This is a genomic window from Chitinophaga sp. W2I13 (assembly GCF_050434005.1).
Taxonomy (GTDB): domain Bacteria; phylum Bacteroidota; class Bacteroidia; order Chitinophagales; family Chitinophagaceae; genus Chitinophaga.
This window is the reverse complement of sequence record NZ_JBNPWD010000001.1, coordinates 6,418,500-6,445,368: the sequence shown is the minus strand read 5'-3', so window position 1 is coordinate 6,445,368 and position 26,869 is coordinate 6,418,500. Positions and strand designations below refer to the sequence as shown.

Sequence of the window (26,869 nt, the reverse complement as noted above, 5' to 3'; positions counted from 1 at the left end):
GTACAGGACGCAACAGGACAGGAATGTATTATTCTTCCGCTAAATTTATTTCCGTTAAGTAATGCCGTTTCATCAAACCAAATTCCACTCGTTATGATCAGAACTTCCACCCTTTATCAAAAAGGATCTTTCTTTCCCGCACGTTTTGGCATCACTTGCTCCGCTCTGTTATTCATCAGCACTTTCACCTATGCACAAAAGAATAACGTTGGCGGTCAGGTAACAGATGCAGGAACGGGCTCCCCGCTTCCGAGTGTAACCGTTGGCGTTAAAGGTACCAGCCAGGGTGCATTCAGTGATGCCAACGGGAGATATACGATTTCCGCCAGTCCGTCAGACTCCCTTGTTTTCAGCATCATTGGTTATGCCAGCAAAACTTATGCTGTAGGCAACCGTACCCGCATCAGCGTACAGCTGGAGCCAAGTAATAAAGTACTCAACCAGGTAGTGGTTGTAGGATATGGTACGCAGCAGAAAAAAGATGTAACTGGATCTGTGGGTATTGTTACCATGAGAAATATTAAAGACATGCCGGTGGCTGGTCCCGACCAGGCATTAGCCGGCCAGATTGCCGGTATCCAGGTAAGTACCTCCAATGGTATTCCCGGCGGCGGTCCACAGGTACAGGTACGCGGCATCGGCGCAGTGGGTGCAGGCAGCCAGCCCCTCTACGTAGTGGACGGTTACCCGCTGGCATCTTCTTCCGACCAGGTATCTGATCCGATGAACGCTATTAACCCGCAGGATATCGAATCCATGGCGGTGTTGAAAGATGCTTCTGCAACAGCTATTTATGGTTCAAGAGGCGCCAATGGCGTGGTGCTGATCACTACCAAACGAGGCAGCTCCGGTATTCCCCGGGTGCAGCTTTCTGCCAACTATGGTGTTCAATCCATCCCTGATAAAGGACGCCCAAACCTGATGAACGGACAGGAATTTGCACAGTTCAGAAAAGAAGCGATTGAAGATAATATCCGTTTCACCGAACACCGCGAACCTACTGATGCCGACATACCGGAAGTTTACCGCAATCCTGCACTGATCGGTAAAGGCACCGACTGGTTTGATGCCATTACGCGAACAGCACCCATGCAGGATATTAACCTGAGCGTGAGTGGTGGTACCGATAAAATCAGGACCTATGTCTCCGCTGGTTATTACAACCAGGATGGCGTGATCATCAACTCCGGCTACAGACGTTTCACAGTAAGAGCCAATGTGGATGCCAATCTCTCCGACAGGTTCAAGGTAGGCTTTAACGTAGCCCCTTCATACACCACGCGCAAAGGCAACACCAACGGGGAAGGCCGCGAAGGCGTTTTTGGTATTGCGAGCCCTATAGAGCCAATCTATAAGGCAGACGGCAGTTATAATGAGTATATCCAGAGTCCGGGTACTTTTGGTCTCCCGAACCCGGTAATGATGCTCAATGAAGTGACCAACAAATCCAAGAGCACCCGTATCCTTTTCAACACTTACGGAGAATATGAAATTATAAAGAACCTGAAATTTAAATCCACTTTCAACGTAGATTACCAGGAAGGAAGCGCTGAGTTCTTCCGGCCTTCCACTATTGGTAACACCAATGCAGCGCCGCCAAGTATTCCTTCCGGAGGTTACATCACCGGAAATTACCTGAACTGGCTGAATGAAAATACGCTCACTTACCAGTACACCAGCGGCAGCGGGCATGCCATTACCGGGTTGCTGGGGTACAGTGTCCAATCACAGAAGGAACAAAATGTGGGCATCAATGCTGCCAACTTCCCGGACGATGATATTAAAACCATCAACGGTGCAGCTACCCTCACCAATAATCCTAATGTAACAGATAAAACAGAGTGGGCATTATTATCTTACCTGGCCAGGGTAAACTATGCTTATAAAGATAAATACCTGGTAACCGCTACTGTGAGAAGTGATGGTTCTTCCCGCTTTGGCCCCAACAACCGCTGGGGTACCTTCCCTTCCGTGGCATTGGGATGGCGCGTATCACAGGAAGATTTTATGAAGTCCTCCCGTGTGTTCAGCGACCTGAAGATAAGGGCATCCTATGGCTTCTCCGGGAACTTCAATATCGGTAACTACACCTACATGAGCAGCATCGGCACCAGTGATTATGTACTGGGTGGTGCGCTGAATGGTGGCCGTGTAATGAACACCCTCGGCAACCCGAATCTTGGCTGGGAAAAAATGCGTGAATTAAATATAGGCGTTGACGTTGGTTTGCTGAAAGACCGCATCTACCTGACCATCGATGCTTATAAAAGAAATACACAGGACCTGCTGTTAAACGTGGAAGTACCGCAGTCCAGCGGCTTTACCACCGTAACAGAGAACAGTGGCGACATGGAAAACAAAGGACTGGAAATTGGTATCTCCTCCCGCAATATAGAATCCAAATCTTTCACCTGGACCACCAACTTTAACATTGCCTTCAACCGCAACAAGGTGCTGGCATTAGGAAAAGACAATGCCCCTATCTATTCCGGTAACAGCAGTGAAGGCAATCCCACCAACGTAAGCATTGTAGGTCAGCCGCTCGCCATGCTGTATGGATATGTATTTGACGGCATTTACCAGAACCAGGCGGAAGTAGATAAAGGCCCCGCTTTCCCCGGCGCTATTCCGGGTAATATCCGCTTTAAAGATATCAGCGGCAATGGTGTGATTAATCCGCGGGAAGATTTCGCGATCATCGGTAATCCGTATCCCGACTTCAACTGGGGCTTAACCAACATCCTGAACTACAAAAAATTTGACCTCCGTGTATTGGTGGTTGGCTCTATGGGCGCCGATCGCTTACATGCCACTAATGACTACAACGGTAATATAGATGGTGTATTTAATGTACGTAAAGATGTAGCCAACAGGTGGAGATCAGAATCCAACCCCGGCAACGGCAAAGTACCTACTACCAACGGTTCCGGCCGCGGCAGGGTAATGTACCGCGACGTAAGTTCACTGACTGTAGAGAAAAATAATTATGCCTGGGTGAAGAATATTACACTAGGCTACAGCCTTCCTAAGATGGGATTTGTGGAAAGTGCCAGGGTATATGTAAGTGTGCAGAATGCCATCCTGTTTACCAACTACAGCGGCAACCCTGAAGTAACCAACTACATGGGCAAAGGTGGAAGCGGCGCACTGGTACCTGGAATCGACTACTCCAGTTACCCGGTTCCAAGAATTTATTCACTGGGCGCCAATCTCTCCTTTTAATTCAGTCAAAAAAAGAATAGCAACATGAAAACTAAGATACCTTTTATCGCGCTGCTTGCGATCGCACTGAATGGATGTACTAACATGCTGGATGTAAAGCCAAATTCTTTTTCCAGCGGATCCAACTATTATACTACCGAAGCACAGGTACTCCGTGCGGTGAATGGCTGCTACGGCGTACTACAGGAATTCTATACCGGCGACTACTGGGCGATGGCGGAAATGAGAGCTGATAATACCAACTACCAGTATGATGAAAGTGACCGTGGCGCGCAGCAACGCGAAGAGATCGACGAGTTCCTGATCACTCCCACCAATAACTATGTGAACAATGTATGGACGCAGATATACAGAAACATACAGCAGTCCAACGTAATTATTACCCGTATTGATGGCGTAAAATTTTCCAACGACGCAACTAAAAAGCAGTATCTCGGTGAAGCTAAATTCCTCCGGGCCTTGTACTACTTTCACCTGGTGCGCCTTTTTGGCGGCGTGCCGTTGCTGGTGAAGGAAGTAGCAAGCCCGGATGAGGCTTCCACTCCGAAAAAAGCCACCGTGGAAGAAGTATATGCCCAGATCATTGCGGATGCCACAGAAGCCGCTGCCAACCTGCCTGCCAGCTACTCCGGCGGCGACATCGGCCGGGCTACCAAAGGTGCTGCACTTACTTTACTGGGTGAGGTTTACCTGACCATGAAAGATTATCCAAAGGCAGTAACCACCTTACAACAGGTAACCACACTGAACTATTCACTGGTAGATAATTACGCAGATAATTTTGATCCGGCGAAGAAGAACAATTCAGAATCCATTTTTTCGGTTCAGTACAACTCCGGCATCGAAACAGAAAGCAGCAATTATATTTTCAACTTCGGTCCACGCAACGGTAAAAAAGACCTGACCGGCTTCAATGGCAACCTGGGCGGCGTAAACATGCCCACTCCCAGTATTGTGAATGCGTACGATGCAAAGGACAAAAGAAAGGATGCATCTATTTTTATGTACTCCAGTCCGACCAATGCTGCTTTCGCAGAATCAGTTGCCTTTGGTGGCAAACTGCCGCTGATCCGGAAGTTCTATCATCCACCTTATGCGCTTGATGGCCGTGCGAATGAAAACTGGCCGGTGTACCGTTACTCCCAGGTGTTGCTAATGCTTGCAGAAGCCATCAATGAAACCGGTACCGGCAACCCGCTGCAATATATCAATCCCGTGCGTCAACGCGCTGGGCTGGATCCTTTACCGGCTTTAAGTCAGAGCGCTTTCCGCGATACTGTTTTTCACGAGGTGCGTGTAGAACTCGCCTTTGAAGACAATCGCTGGTATCAGTTGCTTCGCACCGGTAAAGCCGTTTCCGTAATGACTGCCCACGGAATAGAAGAAAAGAAAAGGCTGACCAGGCTCAGCCCGGCATCATATAACATACAGCCGTTCCAGTTATTATTTCCAATTCCTGAAAGAGAAATCAGGTTGAATGGATTTGAACAAAATACCGGCTGGTAAAAAAAGTTGAAAAAAACGGGAAAACGTTTACTATATTACTACAGCTATAGTAAACGTTTTCCCATATCAATAGCATCAACTCAGGAACCTATTCAAGATTATATTATGACCACGTTACGTAAAAGAGCTTTCCCGCTGCTGTTGTTGGTTTCCACCGTTCTGATGACCGGTGTGGCCTGCAATAACGGAAACGACTCAACGTCAGAGACCAAGCTAACCGGCAATCCGAAAATCGATGCCCTGAAATTACCTGATAATTTTAAGGCAGAGCGGTTGTACAGTCCGGGCGACAACAACCAGGGCTCCTGGGTGTCAATGGCCTTTGATGACAAAGGGCGCATGATCGTGTCCGATCAGTATGGTTTTCTTTACCGGTTGCAGCTCCCTGCCGTAGGGGAAGATTCTGCCAAGCTGAAAATAGAACAGCTAAGGATTGGCAATGATACTTCCACACAAAAAGTATCTATGGGTTATGCACAGGGGCTGCTGTATGCCTTCAACAGCTTGTATGTAATGGTGAATCACAACAGTGACGACCGTTTCGACAAAGGCAGCGGATTGTATCGTTTACAGGATACCAACGGCGACGACCAGTTTGATAAGATCACCCTGCTGAAAGCACTGGAAGGCGAAGGAGAACACGGCCCGCACAGCATTGTATTATCTCCGGATAAAAAATCCATCTATGTGATTGCCGGTAATTTTACCAAAATTCCGGAGATGAATAACTATAAAGTGCCGCCATCCTGGAACATCGACAACGTGTTACCATTTATCAAGGATCCTAACGGTCACGATAATACGGTGAATACACATGGCGGATGGATAGCGCACATCGATTCTACCGGCAGCAACTGGGAACTCATCAGCTCCGGCTACCGTAATCCCTTTGATCTTACTTTTAATGATGCCGGTGATATGTTCACCTATGACTCAGATATGGAATGGGATTTTGGTACCCCCTGGTACCGTCCTACCCGTATATGCCAGGTAACCAGCGGCAGCGAATACGGATGGCGTCCGGGTACGGAGAAATGGTCTCCCGCCTATCCCGATAACTTACCACCGCTGCTCAACATTGGCCAGGGCTCCCCTACCAACCTGATCTATGGCGGCAATGCGCGGTTCCCGGAGAAATACCGCAAATCATTATTTGCATTCGACTGGAGCTTTGGTATCATCTATGCCATCAGCTTACAACCGGATGGCGCTTCTTACAGGGCAGGCGCAGAAGAATTCCTGTCGGGTTCTCCACTGCCATTAACAGATGGTATGATCGGCCCTGACGGTGCATTGTATTTCCTGACCGGTGGCCGCAGACTGGAGTCTGATCTCTACCGCGTATACTACAAAGACAATAAGGAAGATAACGCACCTTTGGCTGCAGCAGCGCCTACAGAGGGCGCTAAGATCCGCAAACAGCTGGAAGCCTACCACGGTGGTGCAAAAGAAGGGGCAGTTGAGTTTGCATGGCCTTACCTGAAAAACAGTGACCGCTTTATCCGGTTCGCTGCAAGGATAGCCATCGAAAATCAACCGGTAAGTCAGTGGCAGAATAAATTGTTACAGGAAAAAGATCCTGAAACACTGATCCAGGGAGCGATAGCGCTCGCGCGCCAGGGCAAGGAGGATGTAAAGAAGCTCCTGTTGCCGCAACTGATGACCATCAACTATGCGCAGTTGTCGCCTTCCCAGCAGATTGACCTGCTGCGTGCTTTTGAACTCGTATTTGTGCGTATGGGTAAACCGGATGCAGAACAATCCGCGCAAATAGCCGCCTACCTTGATCCGCAGTATCCTGCCACTACCAACGATCTGAACAGGTCGCTGAGTAAAGTACTGGTATATATCAATGCCCCCAATGCTGTGGAAAAAACAATGGCGTTACTGGCCAGTGCCAAAGATGATACCGCTGCCGCTAAAACTGCCATGAAATCAGCCGACCTGATCATGCGTAATCCGCAGTACGGACTGGACATTGCCGGTATGTTATCTAAAATGCCACCCTTACAGCAAACCTGGTATGCAACGGTATTAAGCCAGGCTAAAAGCGGCTGGACACCTGAATTACAGGAACAATATTTCCATTGGTTTTATAACGCCTTCACTTTTAAAGGCGGGCATAGTTTTATTGGCTTCATCAACAACGCCAGGAAAAACGCGTTAGCCAATGTGCCGAAAAAAGAGTTCGCACACTTCAACCAGATTTCCGGCGACTCCCTGTTAAACAGTGGCGGCAACCTGGCGGCAGGCTTTGCGCAACCAAAAGGCCCGGGCAGGAGATGGACGGTAGAAGAAGCACTTAAAATAGTGGACAGCGCTACCACCAAACGTGATTTTGAACAGGGACGGGCAATGTTTGCCACGGCGTTATGCAGCTCCTGCCATGGCATGCGTGGTGAAGGCGGCGTAGCCGGACCGGATCTAACGCAGCTGGGTACACGTTTTTCCAATAAAGATATTCTCGAAGCAATTATTGAACCCAGCAAAACCATCTCCGACCAGTACGAAGCCACCGTATTTTCTTTAAAGAACGGCAGCTCCGTAGTAGGACGGCTGGTAAGCCAGGACAAGGATAAGTATGTGATTTCACAGAATCCATTTGCCACACAGGATCAGCGCGAACTGCTGAAGAAAGATGTAACCGGAACAAAAGCATCCAAAGTTTCAGTGATGCTGCCAGGGTTAATTAACCGTTTGAATGAAGAAGAACTGAGGGATTTAATGGCTTATCTGAAATCCGGCGGCAACAAACAGGATTCTGTTTTCCTGGCTCCAAAGCAGCTGGGTCGTAAATAATATTTTTTTGGAAGATAAATAACGCGCGGATGGCATTGAATAATCAGTCGTGGCAACATAAACTCTCGAATCATTTTCAACTGGGAGGTATAGAAACGGCGGTGCTGGACAACGGCCCCGGAAGGGGCACCCGCATCGCCTGGATCAATACCGGTACCGGGCTGCGTTATAAGGTGGTCATCGACCGGGCCATGGATATTGCAGATGCGTTTTATCATCAGCATAGCCTGGCCTGGTTAAGCCATGGCGGCATTACTGCACCTACCCGCGGGGCGAACAAAGGTTTGGACTGGCTCCAAACCTTTGGCGGTGGATTGATTACCACCTGCGGACTGATGCATGTTGGCGGGCCGGAAACCGATGAATATGGAGAACGCGGTTTGCACGGACCTGTCAGCAATACGCCTGCTGAAATTGTTTCCATCATACAACCCGACCCTGTGGCCGGACAGATGGAGATGAGCATTACCGGGACCATGCTGCAAACCAGCGTACTCGGGGCAAAGCTGATGCTGAAACGCACTATTTCCGGCACACTCGGTAAAGCAGAGATCCGGGTACATGATGAAGTAGTGAACAGGGGCAATATCACTGCGCCGCATATGTTATTGTATCATTTCAATTTCGGCTGGCCGCTGGTAGATGAAGGTGCGGACATTTGCTGGAAGGGAAACTGGGTTTCCCGGGAAGGTAATCCGGATCACATTTTTAATGCGGATCACAACTATAAAAAATGCCTCGCGCCGCTGGACAGTCATGCCGGCAGCGGTGAAGAAGCCGCGATCATTGATCCCGTGGCGGATGCCGGCGGATGGTGCACCTGTGGTGTGCACAACGCGGCACTGCAACTGGCTTTTTCACTGCGGTTTAAAAAAGCGCAGTTACCGGTGCTTACCAACTGGCAGCACTGGGGTAAGGGCGAATATGTGATGGGGCTGGAACCCGGCACCCATCCGCCTACCGGGCAGGCAAAGGCCCGCAGGGAAGGTACGCTGCTATTCATGGAACCGGGCGAACGCCGTGAATATGAATTGCAGATAGACCTGTTGCATACCAACGAAGACATCGAATCATTTCTCACTGATCTTTTATAATCATTTTAAAGCTCATGGAAAAAACAAGCTTAGCAGAAAAAGCACTCGAACAGGGACAAGGGATTCTCCGGCTGGCACCAAACTGGGTGCCCAGATCATTTTGTGTGCCAGGACGGCGGATCAAATTACACCCGGACGATTATTACGTCCTGGGAGGCGAACGTGGCGGCATCGATGAACGTTGGTTGTCGTCTACCACTCCGGCAAAGAACGGCCCTTTAACAGGCGAAAATGAAGGTTTAAGCATGGTGGTAGTAAACGATGGCAGTGGTACGCAGCAATTTTTACTGAAAGATGCCATTAGTGCGTTAAAAGATAAACTGATCGGGAAACGTTTATGGGATACTTATGGCGCGTGGCCGATGTATTCCAAGTTCTTCGATAACATGGGACCGCTCCCCCACCATATTCACCACAACGATGAAAAGGCAGCACTGATCGGACAGGCCGGCAAGCCCGAAGCTTATTACTTTCCGCCGCAGCTGAATAATCATGGCGGTGATTTCCCTTATACTTTCATGGGTATTGCTCCCGGCACCACCCGCGAACAGATCAAGGAATGCCTGTTGAATTTTACCAAGGGAGATAATAAGATCACGAACTACTCACAGGCTTACCGCCTGGAACCGGGCACCGGATGGGATGTTCCGCCGGGACTGCTGCATGCGCCAGGTAGCTTGTGTACTTACGAACCACAAAAAGCTTCCGATGTATTTGCGATGTACCAGTCGCTCGTAAACGAAGCCATTGTTCCTGAAGTATTGCTCTGGAACGGTACGCCCAAAGAAAGCATCGGCGATTACGATGCATTGATGGACGTGATTGACTGGGAACTGAACGTGGATCCCAACCAGTTCCAGAACCGCTTCATGCCGCCTGTAACAGCTGCTAACGGGGAAGGATATACGGAGAACTGGGTGTGTTACAAATCGGATGCTTTCAGCGCCAAAGAGCTGACCGTAGCTCCAGGCGCCACGGTAGTTATTAAAGACAGCGCCGCCTATGGCATCATCCTCATGCAGGGGCACGGCAAAATGGGCGTATGGGATATTGATACGCCGGCGCTGATCCGCTATGGTCAGTTAACCAACGATGAGTTTTTTATCAGCGAAGCAGCGGCTGTTGCAGGAGTGAAAATCGTCAACCACTCCGCTACTGATCCGATTGTGATGCTGAAACATTTTGGTCCGGGTAACCCCGACCTCGTGTTATAATCTTTTAAAAACGACGTTATGAAAGATAATAATTATCCAAAGCTGCACAACGCCACCTGGCCGGGCATTGTAGGAAAAGGAGATGGCGCGGAGCCCATCATTTCGTTTGATACATTGCTGGAAATGACAGCCAATGCCGAAGTCAATGGCGTTAAGTTTGACGGTATCGACATTGGGTTGTTTGACCCGCATGTATCCGCAGACAGCTCCGACGATGACCTGAAAAGACTGGTAGAAAAAGTTTCCTCCTATAACCTGGAGATCGGCAGCCTGGTGGCGCCAATCTGGCCTCCCAGCGGCGGTTCCGCGATGGGCAGCAAAGAAGACAGGGCTAAATTTGTAGAGCAGGTGCGGAAGTCATGCCATGTGGGCAAACGCCTCCGTGACCTCGGCATCCGGCCGGGCGGTGTGGTACGCATCGACTCTGCCTGCAGCCCGGAAGACTGGGCCAAAGATCCCGCAGGCAACACAAAGCTGATTGCGCAAACCTTCCGGGAAGCATGTGATGTTGCTGCCGATTATGGCGAGAGACTAGCCGCAGAAGGTGAGATCTGCTGGGGTGGTATGCACAGCTGGAAAGCAATGCTGGATACCCTTGAAGCAGTAGACCGGCCCAACATCGGTTTCCAGGCAGATATGTCGCACACGTTTTTATATCTGCTGGGGTATAACAGTCCGGAAGACAGGATACTGCCGGCCAACTTTGAATGGAGCGACCGCGAGGCGATCAAAGCCGGGCTCCGGAAGCTTACACAGGCGCTTCGTCCGTGGACGATCGATTTCCACGTAGCACAGAATGATGGTACCGTGCATGGCACCGGCTCCCACGATAAAACCGGCCGCCACTGCCTGGCCACTGATCCCAACGGGAAATTGAACATTGCAGAAGATGCAGGCTTCTGGCTTCGCGACGACAAAGGAGAACTCACGAAGGCAGTGAAACATATCTGCTGGGATGGTTGTATGTTCCCTAACGCCGTGATGACCCAGGCGAAAACCTGGAACGATATCCTCGCCGCCATGATCGCTGTAAGGCAACAGCACGGCTGGCAGGAATAGTTTTTTAATTATAACCCGTGACAACTATGACAACAAAGAAAGAACTGAGGATAGGATTAATAGGATGTGGCTTTATGGGCAGAACCCACTCCAATGGCTACCTGCGCGTGAAAAACTTCTTCCCGGACCTGGCATATCAGCCTGTACTAAAAGCAGTATGTTCCCGCACGGAAAGCAAGGCCAAAGCGTTCGCCGCCCAATGGGGATATGAATCCGTGGAAACGGACTGGAAAGCCCTGATTGCACGCGATGATATAGATGCTGTGGACATTTGTACGCCGAACGACAAACACGCTGAAATAGCCATCGCCGCAGCAGCTGCCGGCAAAATGATCCTCTGCGAAAAACCACTGGCACGTACACTGGAAGAATCGGCCGGCATGGTAGATGCAATTGAAAAAGCAGGCGTGCCCAATACCGTGTGGTACAACTACCGCCGGTTGCCGGCTGTTACCCTCGCCAAGCAGATCATTGACTCCGGCAAGCTGGGTCGTATTTTCCACTACCGCGCCAACTTCCTGCAGGACTGGACCATTAACGCCAATCTGCCGCAGGGCGGCGAAGGCCTCTGGCGCATGGATGCAGACGTAGCCGGTTCCGGTGTTGTGGGCGATCTCCTCTCCCATTGCATTGATACCGCATTGTGGCTGAATGGCAGTATTACCAACGTAACTGCAATGACAGAAACGTTTGTAAAAGAACGTATGCATCAGCTCACCGGTAAAGTGGAAAAAGTAAACATCGACGATGCCTGCTCCTTCCTGTGCCGCTTCAGCAACGGATCGCTCGGCCTCTTTGAATCAACCCGTTATGCACGCGGACATAAAGCGCTGTATACGTTTGAAATCAACGGCGAAAATGCCTCCATCCGCTGGGACCTGCACGACCTGAACCGGCTGGAATACTTTGATAACGCGGACGCCTCTACGGTGCGCGGATGGCGCTCCATCCATGTAACAGATGGCGATCAGCCTTATATGGATAAATGGTGGGTACCCGGGCTGGGTATCGGTTATGAGCATTCCTTTGTACACCAGGTAGCTGATTTTCTGAAAAGCCTGGAAACCGGCACACCCTGTTCTCCTACTTTTAAAGAAGCGCTGGAAACGCAAAAAGTGTGTGAGGCCGTACTCGATTCTGCCGCTTCCGGTACCTGGAAAGATACCAATGCTGCCTAACTACCGGTAACGGTTATACGCATCATTCTTTCTATCTCCCCAGGATATACGAAAAAATACAAAACACAATAAAATATTAATTATGCTGAAAAGAACCAGTGCAATGCTTATCCCGCTGGCCGCAGCCAGCCTGCTGTTTACGACAGCCAGTTGCCAGAATGGCGCGGGCAAAACAGGCGACAGCCATACCGGCGACAGCACAGGTAACGATAAAGGCTTCGTACAGATTTTTGATGGCAAAACCCTCAACGGATGGGTAGGCGATTCTATTCACTGGCGGGCAGAAAACGGTCATATTGTTGGTCAGGTAACTCCCGAAACGTTACTTAAAACCAACACCTTCCTCATCTGGCAGGGCGATCAGCCGGCTGATTTCGAACTCACCTGTGAATTCAAAATCACCAGCGGCGGCAACAGCGGCATCAACTACCGCAGCGTAATGGTGGAGAATGTGCCGCATGCGCTGAAAGGCTACCAGGCAGATATTGATGGCGCCAACCGCTACACTGGTCAGAATTATGAAGAAAGAGGACGTACTACCCTCGCCTACCGCGGACAGAAAACCACCATTCCTGAAGCAACTGACTCGCTGCAGAACGGCGTAAAAAACAACGCCTGGAGCGCCGCCGTGGTGACCGGTTCGCTCGGTAGCTCTGACTCGCTGCAAACATTGATTAAAAGCGAAGACTGGAATAAATGCCGGCTCGTTGTAAAAGGTAACCATCTCCAGCACTATATCAACGGTGTACTGATGAGTGATGTAACCGACAACGACACCGTAAACGGGAAGTCCAAAGGATTCCTGGGTGTGCAGGTGCATGTAGGCCCGCCTATGACAGTGGAATACCGCGATATTATGCTGAAGCGGCTTTAGACGCGGAGGTTGTCTTTCTCAGGATTACGCTGATTATGTTGATTTGGGGGATTTTGTTTTTTAGGATTTTATTTTTTTGATTAAACGGTTGCGGCGATGGTATGTTGATGCCATTACTACAGCCGTTTTTTCTTTTATGACAGTGACTTACCGGATACCTCCGTTTTCACTGCCTTTTTATTATTATATTAGCCCCACAAAAACAGGAAACAATGCAATTATCGCTTGCCATAGACATGGACGAAACCATTGCCGACCCGATTAAAAAAGCCAGGGCATGGTACTACAGGGACTTCGGCAAAACATTTACCACAGAGGAGCTGCACGGCAAAACACTATCAGATATTTTGCCGGAAGAACATAAAGCGAAGATTAAGGAATACCTGAATACACCTGGCTTTTTCCGTGACCTGGAAATATTCCCCAACGCAGTGGAAGTAATCAGAGAGCTGAATAAGAAATATAAATTGTATATCGTTTCTGCTGCAATGGAGTTTCCTACCTCCCTGAAAGACAAATACGACTGGTTGCAGGAACATTTTCCTTTCCTGGAATGGCGGCAGTACTGCCTGTGCGGCGATAAATCCATTGTTCAAACAGACATCATGATAGATGACCTGATCCGCAATTTCAGCAATTTCAAGGGCAGGCCCTTGCTGTATCATGGGCATCACAATGTGCATGTGGAAGGTTATGAGCGGATCATGGACTGGGAAGATGCAGCGAAAAAACTGCTGTAGTTAAATGTTCGTACCTTTAATGTCCACTTAAATGCCGCTTATATGGGAAAATTTTTTGACGATATTAAGCCCGTACACCAGGACTTTATTGCTGCGCAGAAATTATTTTTCGTAGCCTCCGCACCGCTGAGTGATCAGGGCCATGTGAACCTTTCACCGAAGGGGCTGGACAGCTTCCGGGTGCTTTCCCCGAGTAAGGTCGCCTATCTCGATATTGTTGGAAGTGGGAATGAAACCTCAGCACATCTCCGTGAAAACGGCCGCATCACCTTTATGTTCTGTGCCTTCGATGGGCCGCCCAATATTTTGCGCTTATACGGTAAAGGCTATACGGTGTTGCCCGGTGATGCGGAATGGCCGGAATTATCAGCCCTGTTTACGATGTTGCCTGCCACCCGCCAGATTATTGTGGCGGATATCCATAAAGTACAAACCTCCTGTGGCTTTGGCGTTCCCTTGTATGAATACACCGGGGAGCGGGATCATGCCGCCAAATGGGCGAAAAAGAAAGGTCCCCAAGGCCTGGAAGCCTATAAAGCCGAGAAGAACCTGGTGAGTATGGATGGCTTGCCTACCGAACTGGGTGCATAATCATTAAACAATATTCACCAGCGGGATGATGTATTTGCCGATCAATTCAATGGACTTCAGCAATTTTTCATGGGATAATCCTGCGTTGTCCATTTGAAATGTAATCCTGGAGATACCTCCCAGCGCTTCACTGTGGCGAAGGATCTTTTCCGCTACTTCTTCCGGGCCGCCTACCAGCAACGCGCCGGTGGGACCTACCTGGGCATCGAACTGCGCACGTGTAACCGGCGGCCATCCCCGCTCCTTTCCAATCCTTGTAAAAGTTTCGGCGTAGCCGGGGAAATAATCGCTGACAGCCTGTTGCCTGTTTTCTGCAACATATCCCAACGAATGCACGCCTACCGTTAATTTATCGGGCGAATGCCCGGCTTTTCTGCCGGCTTCCCGGTAGAGGTCAACCAACGGGCGGAAACGGTGGGTTTCCCCTCCTATAATAGCGACCATGAGCGGTAGTCCCAACGTACCGGCACGGGCAAATGATTGCGGCGTACCGCCTACACCCAGCCAAATAGGCAACGGGTCCTGTACCGGTCGCGGATAAATAGCAATATTATTCAGCGCTGGCCGGAAACGGCCCTTCCAGGTAACTACTTCATTATCGCGGATGTTCAGAAGCAGATCCAGTTTTTCGATGAAGAGCGCATCGTAATCCTGGAGACTATAACCAAAAAGCGGGTATGCTTCTATAAAGGAACCACGGCCTACCACCATTTCTGCGCGGCCACGCGAAATAATATCCAGTGTGGCGAAATTCTGGAATACCCTTACCGGGTCGGCGGCACTGAGCACAGTTACCGCGCTGGACAGGCGGATATGTTTTGTACGGGCTGCAGCAGCCGCCAGGATAACAGTGGGCGCGGAATCCAGGAATTCCTTCCGGTGATGCTCGCCGATGCCAAATACATCCAGCCCGGCATGATCGGCCATCACTATCCTCTCCAGCAGATCTGCCATTTCATCCATATTACTTTCTGCAGCCGACTTGTTATTTAAACCATTCGTAGCGGCAAAGCTATCTATTCCTACTTCCATGACCTGTCCTTTTAGAAATGGTAAATATAAACAATAAAAAAGCCACCAATGGTGGCTTCGATGTATTAAACACTTCAATAAAAAATTAGTTCAGCACGTAATGCGCCAGTACCTTCTGCACCTCGTACACATCCACCGATTTGCTGAATTGCTTTTTGATGCTGGGCAGCTCTTCACCGGAGATCCAGATCTTCAGTTCTGCATCCAGTTCAAAAGTACCGGCTGTTTCCACGCTGAACCTGGAAATGCTTCTGTAAGAGATACTGCGGTATTCTGTTTTGCTGCCGGTAAGTCCCTGCTTATCGATCAGGATGAGGCGTTTGTTGGTAAATATAAAAGTATCCCTGATCAGTTTAAATCCCAGTTCTACCCGCTCTGAATCGAGCAGCAGTTTGCCGTAATCTTTCGTTAACTGCTCCTGGCTAACGGTGGCTGCATTGCCAATAAGGCCTGAAAAAAATCCCATATTCAATGACGTTTGTTGTGGTGATGGGTTACAAGATATTACAAATATTGTAAATAACAGAGCACAATGGCGATAAATTCAGCAATTGCCACCACCCTTTAAGTACGCTTTAACCATGCTTTAAGTGCGCTTCATCTACGCTTCATCCTTGGTATTTCTCACAAGGCCAATACCCGATATGAAGAAGACAATCCCTATAACAGCAGCCACCAGCAGCTGTCGCCATTGCATACTTTGCTGGATAAAACCATAACCGGCATAAATGATACCCACTATTCCCAGGATAGTCAGGATGGTTCCGAAGAGTCGTTTTACATTCATGGCTTATGATATTTGACTGTTAATCAACAATATCTATGCCGTGCACGAAGCTATGTCAGCCGTTTGGGGTTATTGCCCCACATCTGTCCGGAACGAAGAAGCAGGCAACCCCTCTGTGTTATAAAGATCTCCCTTCACCCAATTCTTAAATGCGTATCTCACAGCCACCGGCGCTGCTACTGCGTCACACTGAACTTTCACCTGGTTGCTGTGAACGATCACCGCTTTAGCCGGATAAAAAATATGATCATTGCCCGCTATTTCAAAATGTTCCAGCGGCTTATTGTTAGCGGTTAATCCGTGTTTGGCGAAATTGAAATAAAGATAAGCCTGGCTTCCTTTGATCTTCATCTTCCTAAAAACCGGCGAAGCACAGGCAATGCCTTTCTGATGATATGTTTTTGCCAGCGCCCAGTATGAAAGGCGTTGACTCACTACGGTTTTATCCGGCGGATGGATGTATCTTTCTTCACCTGCATCAAGTATCACGGCCATACCTGCGTTGAGAATATCGTTCAGCGCCAGCAATTGTGATTCCCGCAACACGGCGGGCAGTTGCTCATGACGCGGATCAGCATACCCGTAGGGTGCTATCTGCACATAATAAAACGGCAAACGGCTCCCTCTCCACAGCGCTCTCCATTCCTTCACCATCGCCGGCAACAGTCTGCGGTAAAGCAACGGATGCTCTCTGTTTGATTCTCCCTGGTACCAGATAAATCCTTTTACGGTATAATCTGAAACCGGCAGGATCATTGAATTGAAAAGAACAGATGGTGCGCGCTCAGGATCTTTCTCCGGATCTTTGATCGTATCCGGCCGGCTGGTAAACCATGCCTCCGGGAAAACCGACAGTGTTTTTTCACTCATCCAGGATTGTATGGCGGTTCCTCCCCAATAAGTGGCAATAATGCCTATGGGTACGTGCAGCTTGTCATGCAGTATTTTTGCATACTGATACGCAACTGCGCTGAAATCCTTCGCGGTAGCGGTATCTGTGGCCTTCCAGCTGCCGTTGCAATCGGATAAAGGTACCGGTGATACTACTTTGGGTACCCGGAAAACATGTATATCCGGATGATTGACCGCATCAGCAATAATAGCCGCTGCGTTTAAAACCGGTTGTTTATTGTATCCTTTCAACGGCATCTCCATATTGGATTGCCCTGAGCATACCCATACTTCCCCGATCAATACATCTTTCACGCTGATATGTGTTGCTTCGCTGTTAAATTCAACGGTGTACGGTCCGCCGGCACGTGGTGTAGGAATATGCAGTTTCCATTTCCCGGTGCTGTCTGCAACAGCGGTATATTTCCTGGAAGTCCAGCCGGGTGCGATGTTCACCTGGCTGCCCTTGTCCGCCCATCCCCATAGCACGGCCTTTGAACGTTGTTGTAATACCATATGGTCACTTATCACTGCAGGCAGTGATAAGTGACCGGCATGCGACTGCGGCAGGGTTCTCAACGGAAAAATGAGCAGTGCTAAAATGTTTAAAAGACCAGTTCTTCCTGACATTGTATTTCTTTCTTCTTCATAAATTTAAACTCCACATTCTTTCCCAGTAAATCAGCAGCTACCTTATTATCCTTGATGCGGACATTCCTGCACCCTGATAGGAAAAAGGCCGCCTTGCGGGCATGATAAGGCTTATAATCGTAGCTCCTGATGAGATCATTGTTAACGAACTGCAACCCATTTACCGATTGTGCAAATAGTATAGGATAGTCAAACGCATAAAAACTATTTCCTTCTATCTGTATATTTTTATGGTAAAGCGGTGTGCTATCGTTCATCACCGGAATTTCCGGGTAAATACTGATCACGGCTTCTGTAAACTGGTAGTCGGAGGTGTTACACGGCGCGAGAAATTTATTTCCTTTTATCAGCAAATCGGTGATAGCGCCGGATTCGTACCAGGAATTTACATCGCCGGCTATCAGGATGGCCGAACCGCTGGAGGCAAAGCTGTTGTTTTCAATGATCACCTTTTTAGGAGTGGTTACCAGCAGCCCTCTTGCACGGCAGCTTTCAAAAGAAGTATTCCTTACCGTTACCGCGGGCGTCCAGCTCATATTTTCGAGGCCATCTCCTTCATTCACATGTGCAGGTACTTCGCCCGCCAGGGTGAGTTCAAAATCAGTGGTACTTTTCTTCCTGAACGCTGTTACCTTTCCTTTGCCGATGGTAGCCAGTGAATGATGATCTATGAATGCAATATTATCGCCTGCTTCCGACCACTCCATCCCTACGCTCATCGGCTCCATAAAGCGGCATAGCAGCTTATTTCCGGCCAGCTTGCTGATAATGCGCACATAGGTGCCATGCACGTTAATGGGATCATCCATCAGCCCGCCAAAGCGACAGCTGTCTACGTTGATATTACCGCGGCAATTGGAAAAGTGCAGTCCATCATCATGACCGCTGAAATATCTTCCCTTTGCTATATTTGGAACAATGGAGATGTTTTTAAAAGTAAGATCCGCTGTGTACTGCGATAGTATCCCTAACCCTGCACAATGGTAACCGGTCACCTTTTCCATTAAGATGTTATCGCTGTGCGTTACAAAAATCATGGCATGATCGCGGCTGTTATGCCGTAATACCAGGATGTTTCCGGGTGAAGGCTTCCGCCGGAAGGGATAATGCAACCGCACCGCGCCGTTGTCCATTGCGGTAGCTTTATATCCCCGCCAGCCCGGCCCCAGGGCGCTGGGATCATCGCCGGTTCTGTAAGCAATAAGATGCGTGTCCTTTTCGTACTCCATGATGCCGGTGATTTTACCACTCCAGCCTTCGGCGGCAAACAGCAGCTGCCCGTTTACAATGGTGTAGGGATATTGCGCCGTATCTATACGTACATCGATATACGCAGCGGTAGTATCTGTTACAACCGCCTGCGCTGTTAAGGGAAACTCCCAGTCGATGGAAAAATGACGGAGCGTAATATGGCTGCTCCGTTCAATGGTGAACGGCTGAATGCGGCCATGATACACAAATTCCGATCCGGCGCCTTCTATCACCAGCTTCTTAAATCCCGCTATCATGATAGCGTTATATTTCGGGTTGATATCCGATGTATTGGATTCATAGTATACTTTCTTTACCGCGTGCTGCGGCCAGAAATCGTAACGGCCTGCCGGGAAAAAAAGCAGCGGGTTTTCTTTTTGCCGGCAGGCTTCCAGCGCGGCCTGCACTGCGGTTACGGCGTCGGCACGACTGCCCGGCCGTGCGCCGAAGCTGGTTACGTACACGGTGTCATAGGCAGCAGCGCCATGCGTGTATTGAGACAACAATATCACGGCCAGTAAAAGATATATCCTGTTTAAATAGCTGTGCATGATGCGGAATATTAGTAGCCGGGATTTTGTTTCAGTTTCGGATTCAGATCGATTTCTCCCTGTGGAACCGGCCAGAGATAAAGGGCATCCACGAAATGGCGGACATCCAGTTGCTGCCCCGTCATCGTTTTAATTACGGCGCCATCCATCAGCTCTTTGGCAATACCCCAGCGGCGGATATCAGAATAGTAAATACCTTCAAAGGCCAGTTCTATCCTTCTTTCGTGGCGGATAATATCACGCATTTGTTCCTTTGTTTTACCGGCGGGGATGGCAGGCATGTCTACACCTTTTCTTGCTCTCACCTGGTTGATGGCATCATACACAGCGGCATCCGGACCGTTTGTTTCATTCTCTGCTTCTGCGTACAGCAGCAGCAAATCGGCATACCGGAACACGATATAATTCAGCGGGGAATCGCCCCAGTTGAAGCCATCTACCGTTAATACATGCTTCCTTGGCAGGTAGCCGATGAAGGTTGATTTTGCACCGCCCACTTTGATATTATCATAGGCAATCCCTTTCCATACGGAGCCGGGACGGATAATGGTATAATCCAACCGCGGGTCCCTGTCTTTAAACGGATTGGCAGGATCAAATCCCGAAGCAGGATCAGTGATCATCTTCCCGTTCTTCATCTCATAACTGTTTACAAGATCCTGTGTGGGATATGCCTGGTCCCAGCCTTTTCCGAAAGAGCTCTGTGGTGCCATAAATCCATCGAGCGGACTGCCTTCTCCTAACCCCGGCGCGGCATACTGCACATCAAATATTACTTCCACATTGTTTTCCGCCGCCACATCGGTAAACATGGCTTCGTAATTATCATACAGGCGGTACTGACCTTTGTCGATGATCTGTTTGGCTACTGCAGCTACCTGTTGATATTGTTTTGCCAGCAACAGCGCTTTGGCTTTGAGCATCAGCGCAGCGCCCTGTGTGGCCCTGCCGGTATTGGCTTTATCATAAACGGCCGGCAGCAATTTCACCGCTTCATCACATTGTGCTTCTACAAAGGTCAGCACTTCTTCGCGGGTATTTCTGCCGGGAAGCTCTGCACCTAGTTGAAGGGTATGTTCAATCAAAGGCACGCCTCCGTAATAGTCGGCCAGGTTGTAATAAAACAGTGCGCGTAAAAACTGCGCCTCTGCCAGCAGTCGTCCCTTCAGGGCTTCATCCATTTTTATACCGGGTATTTTTTCCAGTGCCAGGTTCGATTTATAGATACCATTGTACAGCTGCACCCACTTATCATTTACGGGTGTAATGAGTGTAGGCAGCAGGTTGCCTTTGGAGATACCGCCATATCCTTCGAGGTAGTCGCTCCAGATCCAGGCGTTGGGTGTCATTCCATCCGTCATGGGGTTGTAGCCATAAATCTGGTAGTTGTGCTGCATCTGCTCATAGATAGCGGTGATGCCGGAAAGCGCGTCTGCATCCGACTGCCAGAAGTTAGTATCTGAAAGCTGATCCGAGGGCTTTGAATTCAGGAAATCTTTTGTGCATCCTGCCAGCAGGATTATATAAAGCGCAAGCGTTAATTTTTTCATGGTACACTAGTTTAGAATGAGGCATTTATTCCCAAAGAGAACGTGCGCACATTTGGATTCTCAATCTGGTAATCGGTGTAATTACCTGTTTCCGGGTCCAGTCCATTATATTTTGTCCAGGTAAAAGGGTTCTGCGCATCCGCGTACACCTGTATCCCTGAAATAAATGATTTCTTCAGCCAGCCAGCCGGGAAATTATAGGAGAGCTGCATATTTTTTACTCTCAGGAAAGAACCGTTTTGTACCCAGAAGGAAGATGCCTGCGTATTGTCGCTGTTGCTGTCTGTTGTCAGCCGCGGGATATCGCTGTTGGGGTTATCTGTTGACCAGGCGTCAAGGAAATAGGAATTGATTTCCCGGCCGTAACGTACCGCACTGGTGTACCACAGGTTCTGGTAATACCTTTTCACGCCGGCGATGCCCTGGAATAAAACAGAAAAGGAAACACCTTTGTATCCAGCCTGGAGGGTGAGACCATACGTGTATTCAGGAATTACGCTTCCCAGGTAGGTCCGGTCACTGCCATTGATAACGCCATCCTGTTTTACGTCCGCGTATTTAAGATCGCCAGGTTTATTGCTACCCGATAGTTTTTGTTTGGCCCAGTTATCAATATCATGTTGATTTTTGAAAGTGCCCTGCGCCTGGTAGCCGTACAATGCACCAATGGGTAGTCCTTGTTTAATGATAGAGTTATTACCGATACTTTGTATTACATCGGGATTACCCTGGAAACGCAGCACCTTATTGGAGTTATGGCTGAAGTTACCGCTAACGGCGTATTGGAAAGACCCTACGGTATTTTTATATCCGAGTGCCGCTTCCCATCCCCTGTTCTGCACTACTGCCACGTTCTGGTAAGGTGGGGTAAGCGCGCCGTATAAAGACGACAGTGGCAACTGTACCAGGATGTTGCTGGTGCGGCGGTTGTACCAGTCGAACGTAATATCAAAATGCTCCCTGAACAGGCTGATGTCGGCCCCAATGTCTGTAGTAGCGGTACTTTCCCAGGTGATATCCGGGTTAGGTAATGCCTTTGGCGCTAAACCTGCCGACAGGCTATTGCCGAAAATATAGTTCTGTCCGGCGGCATACAAGCCCATGTACTGATACAGCCCGATGTTCTGGTTACCCAGTTTTCCCCATGATCCCCTGATCTTGATATCATCTACAAAAGACAGGTCTGCGTTACGGAAAAAGTTTTCCCTGCTCAGCCGCCATGCGCCTGAAAACGACGGGAATATTCCCCAGCGGTTGCCGGCGGCAAATCGTGAAGATCCGTCGTAGCGCAGGTTTGCTTCCAGCAGGTATTTTTCTTTGTAGTTGTAGTTCACGCGTCCGAAGTAAGAAGACAACGCATAAGAAGACGAGGTACCTCCGACAATGGGTTGCGACAGGCCCGCGCTCAGCTCCCAGGTATCATTGGAAGGGAAGCCCTGTACACTACCCGAGAACCAGGCATTCCGGCTGGTTTCCCTGCTGGCGCCCAGCAACACGGACAGGTGATGATCTTCTGCAAATGTTTTATCGTAGTTGAGCGTTGTATAAAAAGTAAGTGCCAGGCTGTTATCATTTCTTTGATACAATGTAGAAGGAACGGAGGCATTGCTTACGGTTACTTCATCCTTCTGGAAGTTCCAGAGATTCTGCACAGCGCCGGAATATTTGTATTGCTTGCTTTCCTTGTTATATATTTCCGCGCTGCCGTTTACCTGCCATTTCAGGTCTTTCATAATTTCCCATTCGCCGTATAACTTGGCGAAAGAGTATTGGCCCACCTGCGGATAAAACCAGGTATCCATGTACTGCTGCGGGTTAATGGCATTGGGACTTTCATCATCTGTGTTCCTGCCGCCATATCTTGTTACACCGTCTTTCGTCATGGTGGGCGTTACACCCGGTACGGAGTTGGCGCTGTAATATAACAAGGTGGTCACATCAAAGGGTTCGTTCACCTTATTCCAGTAAGAATTCAGGTTGGCGCCAATTTTTATCTTATCACTTATTTTGTGGTCCAGGTTCAGGCGCAGGGTATACTTGGTAGCGTCTGTGGACTCCATGATCCCTTTGTTATAGAGATATCCCATGGAGAGATAATAGTCTGTTTTCTCGTTTCCGCCGCTCACAGACAGGTTATGCCGGGTGATAATGCCCTGGCCGAAGATCACATCCATCCAGTTGGTATTGGGAAACAATACCGGATCGGTGGCATTCTTCCAGGCGTCGATAGTAGCGGGTTTGAACAGGTCCGTATTATCCGGGTTATCCGCTTTCTGGATGCGGTTCATGAGCCGCATGTAGGTAACGTAATCGGTAACCGGTTCAAAGAGATGCGTGGCTTTTTGTACGCCCGCAGATCCGTTGTAGTTGATCACCGTTTTACCTTTTTTACCTCTTTTTGTGGTAACGAGGATAACCCCGTTTGCCGCGCGCGAGCCGTAGATGGCAGCGGAGGCCGCATCCTTCAGGATGGAGATGCTGGCCACATCGTTGGGATTCAGGTTATTCAGCGAACCTACGATACCATCAATGAGTACCAGGGGATCTGAATTATTGAGCGTACCTACGCCACGGATGCGCAGCACGGCGCCATCGCGGCCCGGCTGACCTGAAGTTTGCGACACAGAGATACCGGCAGCAAGTCCGGACAATGCCTGTGACACATCTGTAATGGCGCGGTTTTGCAGCTGCTGATCGTAGTTAATGGAAGATACAGAACCGGACAGGTCTTCTTTACGTTGTGTGCCATAGCCTACCACTACTACTTCACTGAGGCCGGTATTGGAAGGTGAAAGCACAATATTCACCGTTGTTTGCCCGGCCAGCGGTACTTCTTTCTTTATATAACCCAGGTATGAAAATACCAGCACGGCATTGTCCGGTGCGCTCAGGCTGTAGTGGCCTTTTTCATCCGTAGCAATGCCTGTGGAAGTCCCTTTTACCTGGATGGTAACACCCGGTAGCGGTTTCCCGGTGACGGCGTCGGTAACTGTTCCGGTAACATTGGCTGCAACGGGCAATACCGGCGCCTTTGGCTTTACGATAATGATTTTCTCCTGTATGGCATAATCGAGCGGCTGATGTGCGAAGCAGATATCCAGTACATCGCGGAGTGCCGCGTTCTTTACATCGAGCGTTACAGGCACCACCTGTTGCAGGTCTTCGCTGGTATAAATAAAATTGTAGCCGGTCTGACTCCGGATTTCAGTAAAGATTTCCTTTAAAGAGATGTTCCTGCCGGATATGGTTACCTTTTGAGCGCGGGCGGTAGCACATACCTGCAGACATGCAGCGAGCAATACAATAGCTGTGAGTTGCATAACCTTTGCAGTTAAGGAATTGAGAAGGCACAGGATTCCCCAGCCTTTGAAATGAGCATTCAAATACATACATTTGATTTGGGATAAAAGATTACGGTTACCAGAAAGAATTGTTTTCTTTTGCCTTACAGACCGGGAGCATTAGGCCGCTTCCGGTTTTTTTGGCTGTTGTTACAGTCAGCTGTTCATAACTAGTGTTTTAAGGTGTGACAATTATTTTTCCATTGTTCATTGTAAAGTGTACTCCGCCTGTTTTCTCGAGTACTTCCAAAACGGTTGACACATTCACGTCGCGTGGGATGGAGCCGGTAAAATGACGTTGGATATTACCCCGGATCTCCACAGCTATATTATATTCTCTTGACAATTGCCGCATTACGGTATGGATATCATCCTGTTCAAACCAGAAGAGGCGGTTTTTCCAGGCCATCACTGCATTCAGGTCGGCGTTTTTCATCACGCGGATATTCCCCTGGCGGCGCAGCTGCGCCTGTTCCCCGGGCTGCAGCAATGCGGTGGAATTGCCTCCGCTTACCTTTACAGCGCCTTCCAGCAGGGTGGTATTGATAACTGCTTCATCTTCATACGCCATGATATTGAAATGAGTTCCAAGCACCGTTACCTGCAGGTTATTCACGGTGACTAAAAAAGGTTTGTCTGCGTTTTTCGCTACCTCAAAGTAGGCTTCCCCGGTTAGTGTTACCTGCCGTTGCGCCCCTGTGAAGGCTGCCGGGAAACGTAAGGTAGACGCGGCATTCAGCCATACCTTGGTACCATCCGACAAGGTTACCTGGTATTGCCCGCCGCGCGGCGTGATGATGGAATTATACAGTGGTTCAGCAGACGCCCCTGCCGCAGAACTGTACACCAGGCTTCCACCGGCAGACTGGATGATTTGTGTTTGCCCCTGGTGGGTAAGCAAGCCGCTGGAAACGCTGTCTAATGTAACAGACGCACCATTTGCCAGGATAAGGATGGCTTTTTTCTTTCCCGGTGCGGCATCATTCCGGGGGGTATGCGCAACAGCGTTGTGCGCCACCGGCCTTGTGGCAGGAGAACGGGAATACCAGCGCCACATGCCTCCTGCCAATAACAGGAAAACTACTGCGGCAGCCACCTGGTAAGGCAGCCATCTCCGTGCTTTTACTTTGTGCATTGGCAGCGGTGGCGTGATGCGGGTACTTACCGCATCGATCACGTCCTTGTGCATAGCATACAGCGCTTCTTCCTCCGGGTGGTCATCGGTGGCCACCTGGTTGATCATCTCCGAAAATATTTCCCTGTATGCATCCTTCTCCGCATAGTCCATCAACAGGATGATTTCATCTTCACTGCAGCGGTTTTCCAGAAATCTGGCAAATAATTCTTTTAAAAAAGATTCATCAGGATCTTGGTTCATATCAGCTAATACGAACGGGCGAAGATTTACATTTACCCGGAAGGAAAAAAAAATTTATCAGCGCAGGATCAGGTACGCCAGCAGTATGCCGGCAACATCGCGGTTGGCCATCAACTTCTTTTGTATGGTGCTGGTAGCCTTTACGATCTGGCTGTTGACCGTGGCGGGGGAAATGCCCAGCAACTCGCTTACTTCTTTATAGGTTCTGTTTTCCAGTTTACAAAGCGTAAATATGATTTTACGCTGGGGAGGAAGATCGTTTATAGCAGCCTGTATGAGGTGCATGGTTTCCTTTTCGTGCAGCCATTCTTCTGTGTGCAGGTAATACTCCTGCGCAGCTGCCAGCAACTTATCCATGAGCAGCTTGTCCCGCTTCACTTTCCGGTAGAAGTCGATCACCAGGTTGTTGGCGGTGGTAAACAGGTAGGAACGGAAAGATTTTTCGGGATCAATGGTATCGTGCCGGAGCCAGATGTTTACAAACACCTGTTGCAACAGCTCCTGCGCAAGGTCAGCCGATTTGACCAGTTTCAATAAATTGCCGTAAATACGTGGACTGTAATGATAATAAAGGGCATGAAATGCCTTTTCATCCCCCAGGGAAACGCTGGCAAGGAGCTCTTTTTCATTGTATAACTGAACGAATGACAAACGTACCGGTTTGATTACAGAGCATAAATTTAATGAAAAACCGTTACGGGATGTATTAATTTTAGGTTTCGTTATTCCACATGAAATACTTCTTCCATACCCGACCAGGTTTCTCCTTTAGCGGCTGCATCCGGTAAAGGAAGCTGGCAGGGAGCCGTTACTTTCCACCATTGTTGTGTTGTACTGTCCTGTTTCATTTTCTCCATATCCCCTTTAAAATCTGTACCGGTATATTCAAAATAGCTGAACAAAAACCAGTGGTCATCTATATTTTTCAGGTAGATGGAATAGTTGTGGATATGACATGCTTCAATCATCTTCAGCACATCCGGCCATACTTTGGCGTGCATTGATTTGTATTCGGCTATTTTCTCCGGCCGGAGACCGGTAACCATTCCATAACGGCTGTTGTGACGGGGAGCGTCTTTACAGGAAAATAAGGATAGTGACGCCAACAGCAGCAAGTGATGAATTTTCATAATCGTGGTTTGGTTACGAAGATAGCGGGC

20 protein-coding genes are annotated in these 26,869 nt (G+C 49.0%); 10 read left to right on the top strand and 10 right to left on the bottom strand.

The features are described from left to right. Nucleotides 1-93 precede the first annotated feature (93 nt). From QFZ48_RS26325 to QFZ48_RS26280, 10 genes are all read left to right on the top strand, one after another. Nucleotides 94-3,222, top strand: coding sequence for a SusC/RagA family TonB-linked outer membrane protein (locus tag QFZ48_RS26325; protein WP_429048167.1), 3,129 nt, complete (start codon nt 94-96; stop codon nt 3,220-3,222). 24 nt (nt 3,223-3,246) lie between these two features. After that, nucleotides 3,247-4,728 (top strand): RagB/SusD family nutrient uptake outer membrane protein, encoded by a 1,482-nt coding sequence (locus tag QFZ48_RS26320; protein ID WP_370910869.1) that lies wholly within the window; start codon nt 3,247-3,249, stop codon nt 4,726-4,728. Between the two features lie 105 nt (nt 4,729-4,833). After that, nucleotides 4,834-7,527 (top strand): c-type cytochrome, encoded by a 2,694-nt coding sequence (locus QFZ48_RS26315; protein WP_429064545.1) that lies wholly within the window; start codon nt 4,834-4,836, stop codon nt 7,525-7,527. Between the two features lie 29 nt (nt 7,528-7,556). Then, nucleotides 7,557-8,621 carry an aldose 1-epimerase family protein gene (locus QFZ48_RS26310; RefSeq protein ID WP_429064543.1) on the top strand — a complete coding sequence of 355 codons (1,065 nt, stop codon included), beginning with the start codon at nt 7,557-7,559 and terminating at the stop codon, nt 8,619-8,621. A gap of 14 nt (nt 8,622-8,635) precedes the next feature. Then, entirely contained in the window at nt 8,636-9,835 is a 1,200-nt protein-coding gene (locus QFZ48_RS26305) for a class I mannose-6-phosphate isomerase (protein ID WP_429064541.1), read from the top strand. A gap of 18 nt (nt 9,836-9,853) precedes the next feature. Then, nucleotides 9,854-10,894, top strand: a complete 1,041-nt coding sequence (locus QFZ48_RS26300; RefSeq protein ID WP_429048175.1) for a sugar phosphate isomerase/epimerase family protein — start codon at nt 9,854-9,856, stop codon at nt 10,892-10,894. A gap of 26 nt (nt 10,895-10,920) precedes the next feature. After that, nucleotides 10,921-12,072: a Gfo/Idh/MocA family protein gene (locus tag QFZ48_RS26295; protein ID WP_429048177.1), complete on the top strand. Its 1,152-nt coding sequence runs from the start codon at nt 10,921-10,923 to the stop codon at nt 12,070-12,072. 82 nt (nt 12,073-12,154) lie between these two features. Then, the gene (locus QFZ48_RS26290) at nt 12,155-12,946 is read left to right on the top strand and encodes a 3-keto-disaccharide hydrolase (protein ID WP_429048179.1); all 792 of its coding nucleotides are present in this window, start codon (nt 12,155-12,157) and stop codon (nt 12,944-12,946) included. A gap of 212 nt (nt 12,947-13,158) precedes the next feature. After that, on the top strand, nt 13,159-13,686 hold the full coding sequence (locus QFZ48_RS26285; RefSeq protein WP_429048181.1) for a 5' nucleotidase, NT5C type: 528 nt from the start codon (nt 13,159-13,161) through the stop codon (nt 13,684-13,686). A 42-nt stretch (nt 13,687-13,728) separates the two neighbouring features. Beyond that, the gene (locus QFZ48_RS26280; RefSeq protein ID WP_429064539.1) at nt 13,729-14,277 is read left to right on the top strand and encodes a pyridoxamine 5'-phosphate oxidase family protein; all 549 of its coding nucleotides are present in this window, start codon (nt 13,729-13,731) and stop codon (nt 14,275-14,277) included. A gap of 3 nt (nt 14,278-14,280) precedes the next feature. Here the strand turns inward: QFZ48_RS26280 and QFZ48_RS26275 are convergent, their stop codons facing one another. The 10 genes from QFZ48_RS26275 to QFZ48_RS26230 form a co-directional block, all read right to left on the bottom strand. Beyond that, nucleotides 14,281-15,309, bottom strand: coding sequence for an LLM class flavin-dependent oxidoreductase (locus QFZ48_RS26275; RefSeq protein WP_429064537.1), 1,029 nt, complete (start codon nt 15,307-15,309; stop codon nt 14,281-14,283). Nucleotides 15,310-15,394: 85 nt separating this feature from the next. Continuing rightward, the gene (locus QFZ48_RS26270; protein ID WP_370910859.1) at nt 15,395-15,775 is read right to left on the bottom strand and encodes a PH domain-containing protein; all 381 of its coding nucleotides are present in this window, start codon (nt 15,773-15,775) and stop codon (nt 15,395-15,397) included. A gap of 135 nt (nt 15,776-15,910) precedes the next feature. Continuing rightward, entirely contained in the window at nt 15,911-16,096 is a 186-nt protein-coding gene (locus QFZ48_RS26265) for a hypothetical protein (RefSeq protein ID WP_370910858.1), read from the bottom strand. A 69-nt stretch (nt 16,097-16,165) separates the two neighbouring features. After that, nucleotides 16,166-17,617, bottom strand: a complete 1,452-nt coding sequence (locus QFZ48_RS26260; RefSeq protein ID WP_429064535.1) for a sialate O-acetylesterase — start codon at nt 17,615-17,617, stop codon at nt 16,166-16,168. Then, nucleotides 17,593-19,440: an alpha-1,3-galactosidase-related protein gene (locus tag QFZ48_RS26255; RefSeq protein ID WP_429064533.1), complete on the bottom strand. Its 1,848-nt coding sequence runs from the start codon at nt 19,438-19,440 to the stop codon at nt 17,593-17,595. Before QFZ48_RS26255 ends, QFZ48_RS26260 begins: the two co-directional genes overlap by 25 nt. Before the next feature lie 11 nt (nt 19,441-19,451). After that, nucleotides 19,452-20,990, bottom strand: coding sequence for a RagB/SusD family nutrient uptake outer membrane protein (locus QFZ48_RS26250; protein ID WP_429064531.1), 1,539 nt, complete (start codon nt 20,988-20,990; stop codon nt 19,452-19,454). A gap of 11 nt (nt 20,991-21,001) precedes the next feature. Then, on the bottom strand, nt 21,002-24,310 hold the full coding sequence (locus tag QFZ48_RS26245) for a TonB-dependent receptor (protein WP_429064530.1): 3,309 nt from the start codon (nt 24,308-24,310) through the stop codon (nt 21,002-21,004). A 199-nt stretch (nt 24,311-24,509) separates the two neighbouring features. Continuing rightward, complete coding sequence (locus QFZ48_RS26240; RefSeq protein ID WP_429048193.1) at nt 24,510-25,709, bottom strand: FecR family protein; 1,200 nt, start codon at nt 25,707-25,709, stop codon at nt 24,510-24,512. 57 nt (nt 25,710-25,766) lie between these two features. Beyond that, complete coding sequence (locus QFZ48_RS26235; protein ID WP_370910852.1) at nt 25,767-26,360, bottom strand: RNA polymerase sigma factor; 594 nt, start codon at nt 26,358-26,360, stop codon at nt 25,767-25,769. Nucleotides 26,361-26,431: 71 nt separating this feature from the next. Next, nucleotides 26,432-26,839: an L-rhamnose mutarotase gene (locus tag QFZ48_RS26230; protein ID WP_429048194.1), complete on the bottom strand. Its 408-nt coding sequence runs from the start codon at nt 26,837-26,839 to the stop codon at nt 26,432-26,434. Nucleotides 26,840-26,869 lie beyond the last annotated feature (30 nt).